We start from the raw sequence: 7,600 nt of genomic DNA on the forward strand, positions 1-7,600 counted from the left end.
GTCGTTGAGTGCGTGATCCGCAGCGATTTTCATGGCGATCTCAGGGTTCACTTAACATGCTATTAAGTGGGGCGTCCTGGCAAGCGGATTCGCCTGGTCACCTGAAAATCATTGATGGACCTGCAGAGGGCATGATCGGCCGACCGGCAACCCGGTTCAGCTCGATCACTGGATCATGAAGCGCGAACTGAATGGCAGGCTTGCCGCGCCGACGGCCTTCGGGCTGATGGTGACGCGCGCCGGCAGCGCTTCGATGCCGGGGAATTCCCGGCCGATGTCGTCGCACAAGGCCTCGGCAATCTTTTGCGGCGCATAGCTGGACAGGACGACCGTCCTGAACTCGACAAACTGGGTCAGCGCGGAGATCGACGCTTTCAGGCGGTCGGAACACTCGCCCAGCCATGCGCTGTAGGCCTCGCCCAGATCGGGCCACTCAGGGCTGCTGCTCCAGATGATTTCGGACGGGCGCCCGCGCATGGCCAGTTCGCTCTCCAGGCGCATCAGGCCGTGATCGAAGCTGGCGCTGGAGTTTCCCTTGTAGATCTGGTGGTTGAGGATGAGCCTGCTCTGCAGCCGTGCTCCGAGATAGAAGAACAGATAATCGTTGAGCGGCTTTGCGACGCCGAACATACTCTCGCCGCCGGCCGCAGCGGTGATGTCGTTCTGCACGAAAACGGGCAGCTTGATCTGTTCCTCGATCTCGGCCTGCAAGGCCTTGAGCGAGGTGCTCGATCCGTTGCGGGTTGCAGCCATCGTGTCGACATCGTCGGGAACCGCCAGGCCGATGCCGGCAACCCGGCTGCGCGCCTCGACCGGCAGGCTGGTCATGGCTTGCCCGATCGCGCCGAACAGATCGCTGCTTTGCGGAAACGGATTGGCTTCATCCGCCGGCAACTGCGTGTGGAAGCGCACCGTGCCGATGAAGTCGATGAGCGCGATGTCGATCCTGCGCCGGCTGAAGCCGACGCCAACCGCATAGGCGCCCTCCGGGTTGAGTGAAAGCGGGATCGTCGGCGGCCCGACGCGGCCGCGCTGCGCCTCGCCCTGCGAGACCAGGCCCTCCTGCTCGAGCGAGCGAACGATGACTGAAGCCGTCTGCGCCGACAGGCCGGTCTTCTCGCCGATTTCCATCCGCGAAATGCCTTCGTTCTGAAGCAGCAGGGACAGCACCAGCCGCTCGTTGTAGCTGCGGACGCTCAATGCATTCAGCCCGCTCGCACGATCGGCGATGCGCAAGGGATTGGGTGGTGCGAATCTCATGTCAGGCAAAGGTCGCCCCGTCGGTAAGAGCGCGTTGCCTGGCGGCGGTATGGTTGCTCATGTCGAGCGGCTCCAGCCGATGGCATCGACCGCGCGGGCGAGCGCGGTGCCCAGCAATCTGTGCGCCTCGGCATCGATGTGAAAGCCGTCCGCCTCGCTGCACGACACCACCGAGCCGGCATCGAAAAAGTGCAGTTCGAGCGAGTCCGCCAGAACCTCGAACTCGAGCGCGAGCAGGCGCGATTTCTCCGGCGCGCCGGCGAATATGGACTTCCATTCCTTGACGTCGTCCTGCATCGGCGGTGGCGCCACGATCATGATCTCGGGCGTCGAGCCGCCCGGACCTGGCGCCAGCTCCTTGATGTCGTAGACGAGGCAGCCGATCCCCATCGCCACTTCCGACGGCGGCTTGTTGAAGCGGATCTTCAGATCGTTGGTGCCGAGCATGATGATGACGAGGTCGAGCGTCGCATGGCTCTGCAGGCAAGGACGAAGATAGGTTCGGCCGTTCTTGTGGGCGCCCTCGATCGGGTCGTCGTGGACGGTGGTGCGGCCGCTCAACCCCTCCTCGATGACATACCAGTCAGGGCCCAGCTGAGAACGCAATATGCCCGGCCAGCGTTCACCCGGACCATAGCGCTCGAGCGGCCCCCTGCCGGGGATCTGGCCGTGCGTGTTGGAGTCGCCGTAGCACAAGACTGATCGCATGTTTTTCCCGCCGGGACAGACTGCGCGCCGAAGCCGGCGAGCGCCATTCATGATGGATAGTGGAGCGGCGAAAGGCAAGCAAGGGAATAGTCATTCAACCTGACTAACTATTGACAGGGCGAATCCGCTGTGCTTCTAAAGTGCCCGGAGGAGTTCTCGACCGTCATCATCGTCCAGCAGAAGTTGGGCTTCGACACGCATGTGTTCGGGGGCGGGAGAATTGCGCGCATCGGTCGGTTTGTGACGGGGGCATGCATTGGGAGAGCGTCTCGTGGCCATACGAATTTGTAGGCCGGAGCAACCACAAGGAGGAGTGTTCAATGTTAGGATTGCTGAAAACCGTCGGCCTGGGGATGCTCGTTGCGTCCACGCTTGCCGTGACGTCCCTGGCGCATGCGCAAGACGTCAAGCTGATGGACGGCGTGGCGCCGCGCCCCGACGACACGCGCATGACCGCCGCCGGTGCGTTCAAGAAGGACCCGCCCTGGGTCATCGGCATGAGCGACTTCGGTGTCAACGCAAACACCTGGACGGTGCAGGTGGCGCATGAGGCGGAGAACGCCGCGGCCAAGGACAAGCGCATCTCGAAATTCATCCTGCTCGATGCCGGCTTCGACCAGAAGAAGCAGGTGGCCGATATCGAGGACCTGATCGCACAGCATGTCGACGCCATCATCGTTCAACCGGTGACCAGCACGTCGGCCAATGCCAGCATCGCCAAGGCGGTCGCCGCCGGCATCCCGGTCATCCTTCACACCGGGCGTATCGATTCCGACGCCTACACCACCGAAATCCAGGGCGGCGCCGAGCACTTCGGCAAGGTCATGGGCGACTGGCTGGTGAAGACCGTCGGCGACAACGGCAAGATCTGGGTCCTGCGTGGCCTGGCCGGCCATCCGGAAGACACCAACCGCTATAACGGCCTCCTGGAATCGCTCAAGGGCACGCATGTGCAGATCATTGCCGAGGAGCATGGCGACTGGCAGTACGACAAGGCCAAGAAGCTGTGCGAGACGCTCTATCTGAACAATCCGCAGGTCGACGGCATCTGGTCGTCCGGCGCCGACATGACGCGCGCCTGCGTCGATGTCTTCAAGCAGTTCGGCACACCCATTCCGCCGATTTCGGGCGAGGGCAACAATGGCTATTTCGGCCAGTGGATTACGGATGGGTTCAAGTCGATCTCTCCGGAATACAGTCCCGCCCAGGGCGCTGCCGGCGTGCGCGCTGCCGTTGCCCTTCTGGAAGGCAAGCAGCTCTACAAGCGCTATGTCTACAATCCCGACGGATGGGACCAGGACAAGGCCAAGAAATACTATCGCGATGACCTGACCGCCAATGTCTGGTGGCCAAGCGAACTGCCGGAAGACAAGCTCAAGGAATATTACGGCAAGAAGTGACGGCGCCGTGGCTGGCGGGGAGTGGACAAACATTCCCCGCAGGCCGTTCCATGTGTCGAATCCGGTTCGTTCGAGGGTTTCGTGACCAATCTTGTCGAGATGTCCCACATTTCGAAGGCATTCGGAGGGAGCAAGGCGCTCCACTCCGTTTCCCTCGACCTCAAGGCGGGCAGCATCCACGCCCTGATGGGCGAGAACGGTGCCGGCAAATCGACGTTGATGAAGATTCTGGCGGGCGTGCATCAGCCCGATTCCGGCGAGATCTTCATGAGCGGCGAGAAGCTCGATCTGAAGTCGCCGCGCGCCGCGCTCGATGCCGGCATTTCGACCGTTTTCCAGGAGCATTCGCTGCTGCCCAATCTGTCGATCGCCGAGAACATGTTCCTCGGCCGGGAGCCGACGACCCGGTTCGGCTCGATCGACTATCCCGCGATGAAAAGCCAGACCGCCAGGGCGCTTGGCGAACTCGGCCTCACGCTCGACCCGTCGCAACTCGTTTCCAACCTGACCATAGCCGAGCGGCAATTCGTCGAGATCGCGCATTGCATCCAGGCCGACGCCAGCGTGCTCATCCTCGATGAGCCGACGGCGGCGCTCAACGCGGCCGATGTCGATGTGCTCAACCGCAACATCCGCCGGCTGCGCGACAAGGGAAAAGCCATCGTCTACATCTCGCATCGCATGGAGGAGATCTTCGAGTTGTGCGACACCGTGACGGTGCTGAAGGATGGCGCACTGGTCGGCACAAGGACGGTGCCCGAGATCACCACCGACGAACTCATCGCCATGATGGTCGGACGCGAACTCCAGGACCTTTTTCCCGATCGTACGGGCGATGTAGGCGATGAGATACTGCGCGTCGAAAACCTCAAGATCACCGAGACATCGCAGCCGCTGTCGCTGACTTTGCACAAGGGCGAGATCGTCGCCCTGGCCGGGCTGGAAGGGCAGGGCCAGCAGCGCTTCCTGCGATCGCTGATTGGCCGCTACCATCCCTTCGCCGGGACGATTTCCATCAACGGCAAGGCGCTGAAGATGCCGCTCCCGGCGTCGGCGGGCGTTCGGTATTTGCAGCAGCTGAAGGTCGGCTTCGTTCCCGAGGACCGCAAGGAAGAGGGGCTCTTCCTCGCTTTGCCGATCGCCCACAACATCGCCATCGGATTGCATTCGAGGCGCCCGGAACTTGCGCCGGCGCGGCCATATCGAAACGTCATCGCCCGCATGATGGAGGTCATGAACATAAAGGCGGCGGGCCTGTCGGCTGCGGTCGGTTCGCTGTCGGGCGGCAACCAGCAAAAGGTTCTGCTCGGCCGCTACCTTGCCGCCGATCTCGATCTTCTGCTGGTCGAAGAGCCGACGCGCGGCGTCGACATCGGCGCCAAGTCCGAGATCTACCATCTTCTGCGGGACTTCACCGCGAAGGGCGGCGCGGTGCTGGTGCTGTCGCGCGAGACGATCGAGCTGATCGGGCTCTGCGACCGCATCTACGTCGTCCATCACGACACGATCGTGGCCGAAATGCCGGCAGCGCAGGCGAGCGAACACAAGATTCTCGACGCGGCCCTCATGGGCGGCTCCACGCGCCAGCATTAGGGGCCTGCCATGGTTCGTTCGGTTTTCAACATCCTGAATGGCCGGAACACGCGGCAGGGCCTGTGGGGCCTGCCGCTGCTGGTCGCCTTGCTCATTTCGCTGTGGCTGACCGTCGAGACGACGCAGTTCGCCACGGCCGAAAACCTCTTCAACCTGGTTGCCCAGGCGATGCCGCTGATCATCGCGGCGATCGGACAGCTCGTCGTCGTGCTCATCGGCGGGCTCGACCTGTCGGTCGGCTCGGTCATCAGCTTCACCACCGCGGTGCTGGCGCTCGACCAGCCAGCGATTGTGTTGATCCCGGCGGTCTTCGTGCTGGCGGCAGTCATCGGGCTGATCAACGGTCTGGCGATCACCCGTTTCAACGTCCATCCGATCATCGCGACGCTGTCGACGCAGTACATCGTGCTCGGCATCACGCGCATCCTGCGGCCCGTCTCCGGCGGCACGGTGCCGGAGATCGTCATCGATGCCGTCTCGGGCAGTTTCCTCGGCATTCCCTATCCGGTTTTCTGGGGCATCGTCGTGATCCTGGCAGCGTGGAAACTGCTCTACGGATCCCGGTACGGGCTGCATCTGTTTGCGATTGGCGGCGGCATCGCGTCCGGCGCCGAGAGTGCTGCCCGCAATTTCGGCGTCTCCGACCGCCGCAACATCATCCTCGCCTATGTGATCTGTTCCTGTTTCGCAGCCGTTGCCGGTGTCTTCCTCGCCGGGCGCATCGTGTCGGGCGATCCGAATGTCGGGCTGCTTTTCGAACTCGATACCGTCACCGCCGTGGCGCTTGGAGGCACCCAGCTTTCCGGTGGCATAGGCAGCCTGCACGGCACCGTGATCGGCGCGCTGGTCATGGCGCTGCTGGCCAATGGCATGAACCTCGCCAACGTCTCGCCGTTCGTCCAGACCGCGATCAAGGGCGGCATCCTGCTGGCGGTGGTCGGGCTGCAATCCCGCAAGAAGATGGGGCTCTGAAAGATGGCTGCCGTTCTCGCAAATCCGATCGCCCGGCGCCTGCTGCGCATACCGCCGTCCTATTTTGTCTTCCTCGTGCTGCTGGCCACGCTGTGGATCGCACGGCCGAACATGCTCAACCTCAACATCATGGGTATCTTCGTCAGGCAGATCGTCCCGCTCGGCATCCTGGTTCTGGGGCAGCTCGTCGTCATGCGGGTGAAGTCGATCGACCTTTCCGGCGGCGGCATCATCCTGCTCATCAACTATTTCATTTCGTCGGGCACTTTCCCCGGCGCGTCGATGCCTTTCTTCGTCGTGCTGGCGCTCGGTACCGGCCTCGTCATCGGCCTGTTCAACGGCTTCATGATAGGGAGCCGGCGGGTGTCGGCGGTCATCGTCACGCTGGCGGTCAGCATCATCCTGGTCGGGCTGGTGCAGTTCCTGTCGAGCGGCAATCCGCCCGGCGATGTGCCGAAGCTGTTCAACGACCTCTACAACACGAAATTCCTGTCGGTTCCGACGCCGGTGCTGTTCTGGGTCCTGCTGACCGCTTTGGTGTGGCTGCTGCTGTCGCGGACCGTCTTTGGCCGCTACGTCGCCTCGGTCGGGGAGAATGCCGAAGCCGCGCATTTTTCCGGCGTGCCGGTCCAGCGCACGGTGATCCTTGCGCACACGCTCGCCGGCCTGATCGCGGCGATCGCGGCCCTGGTACAGACCGGTTCGATCGCCGTCGGCAGCGTCCGTGTCGGCCTCGACCTGCCGATCCTGGCGGTCGCGGCAACGATCCTCGGCGGCGTCGTCTTCGGTCGCGGCGACGGTGGCGTCTGGGGACCTTTCTTCGGGGCGTTGTGCTTTGCGCTGCTGTTCGTGGTGATGACCGTGCTCGGCATCGACGAGCCCGGCAAGCTCATCGCGCAGGGCGTCATCATCCTGGGTGCCGCGATCTTCTACGGAGTGCGGGTGCGAAACCCCTGACCTGAGACGGCGAAAGCAAGCCGACCGGTGTTCGCCGGGACCGACAAATCCACGCGTTCAGACAATTGCAAACAGATGGAGAAACATGGATGTCACCGCCAAAAAACATCATGTGCTATGGCGACTCGCTGACCTGGGGCTGGGTTCCGGTCAAGGAGGGGTCGCCGACCTACCGCTACCCCTATGACCAGCGCTGGACCGGTGTGATGGCGGCGGCGCTGGGAGGGGGCTACCACATCATCGAGGAAGGCCTGAGCGCGCGCACGACATGTCTCGACGACCCCAACGATCCGCGCCTGAACGGGGCGAACTACCTGCCCTCGGCCATCGCCAGCCATCTGCCGCTGGACCTGGTCATCGTCATGCTCGGCACCAACGACACCAAGTCCTATTTCCGCCGGACGCCTTATGAGATCGCCAATGGAATGGCGAAACTGGTCGGGCAGATCCTGACCAGTGCCGGCGGCATCGGCACCCCTTATCCGGCCCCCAAGGCGCTGGTCATTGCGCCGCCGCCGCTGACCCCGATGCCCGATCCATGGTTCGAGGGCATGTTCGGCGGCGGGCACGAAAAATCCAGGGACCTGGCCAGGCAGTACAAGGCGATGGCGGATTTCATGAAGATCGATTTCCTCAATGCCGGCGATTACCTCACCACGGACGGTGTCGACGGAATTCATTTCACCGCCGCAAACAACGCCGATCTGGGA

General features: G+C 63.0%; 7 protein-coding genes. 5 read left to right on the forward strand and 2 right to left on the reverse strand.

Translation table 11 applies throughout. From position 1 onward, the window contains the following. Positions 1–165: 165 nt before the first annotated feature. Complete coding sequence (locus EN879_RS16610) at positions 166–1,260, reverse strand: ROK family transcriptional regulator (protein ID WP_013530471.1); 1,095 nt, start codon at positions 1,258–1,260, stop codon at positions 166–168. 57 nt (positions 1,261–1,317) lie between these two features. Continuing rightward, positions 1,318–1,968 carry an SGNH/GDSL hydrolase family protein gene (locus EN879_RS16615; RefSeq protein ID WP_023809404.1) on the reverse strand — a complete coding sequence of 217 codons (651 nt, stop codon included), beginning with the start codon at positions 1,966–1,968 and terminating at the stop codon, positions 1,318–1,320. A gap of 320 nt (positions 1,969–2,288) precedes the next feature. Between EN879_RS16615 and EN879_RS16620 the strand changes: the two genes are divergently transcribed. The 5 genes from EN879_RS16620 to EN879_RS16640 all read left to right on the forward strand — a co-directional run. After that, a complete protein-coding gene (locus EN879_RS16620; RefSeq protein WP_013530473.1) occupies positions 2,289–3,368 on the forward strand; it encodes a substrate-binding domain-containing protein in 1,080 nt (359 codons plus the stop codon). 81 nt (positions 3,369–3,449) lie between these two features. Beyond that, positions 3,450–4,961, forward strand: coding sequence for a sugar ABC transporter ATP-binding protein (locus EN879_RS16625; RefSeq protein ID WP_013530474.1), 1,512 nt, complete (start codon positions 3,450–3,452; stop codon positions 4,959–4,961). Between the two features lie 9 nt (positions 4,962–4,970). Then, positions 4,971–5,933, forward strand: a complete 963-nt coding sequence (locus EN879_RS16630; RefSeq protein WP_013530475.1) for an ABC transporter permease — start codon at positions 4,971–4,973, stop codon at positions 5,931–5,933. Between the two features lie 3 nt (positions 5,934–5,936). Further along, positions 5,937–6,890 carry an ABC transporter permease gene (locus EN879_RS16635; protein ID WP_063168693.1) on the forward strand — a complete coding sequence of 318 codons (954 nt, stop codon included), beginning with the start codon at positions 5,937–5,939 and terminating at the stop codon, positions 6,888–6,890. An 89-nt stretch (positions 6,891–6,979) separates the two neighbouring features. After that, positions 6,980–7,600: SGNH/GDSL hydrolase family protein (locus EN879_RS16640; protein ID WP_127274135.1), on the forward strand; the 621-nt coding region annotated here is incomplete at its 3' end.

Origin of the sequence: Mesorhizobium sp. M7A.F.Ca.AU.002.02.1.1 (genome assembly GCF_003998535.1) — a bacterium.
Lineage (GTDB): Bacteria > Pseudomonadota > Alphaproteobacteria > Rhizobiales > Rhizobiaceae > Mesorhizobium > Mesorhizobium ciceri.

Coding starts and splice junctions, on each gene's coding strand:
- EN879_RS16615 (WP_023809404.1), bottom strand. CDS start 1,968: ATGCGATCAGTCTTGTGCTACGGCGACTCCAACACGCACGGCCAGATC.
- EN879_RS16620 (WP_013530473.1), top strand. CDS start 2,289: ATGTTAGGATTGCTGAAAACCGTCGGCCTGGGGATGCTCGTTGCGTCC.
- EN879_RS16635 (WP_063168693.1), top strand. CDS start 5,937: ATGGCTGCCGTTCTCGCAAATCCGATCGCCCGGCGCCTGCTGCGCATA.
- EN879_RS16610 (WP_013530471.1), bottom strand. CDS start 1,260: ATGAGATTCGCACCACCCAATCCCTTGCGCATCGCCGATCGTGCGAGC.
- EN879_RS16630 (WP_013530475.1), top strand. CDS start 4,971: ATGGTTCGTTCGGTTTTCAACATCCTGAATGGCCGGAACACGCGGCAG.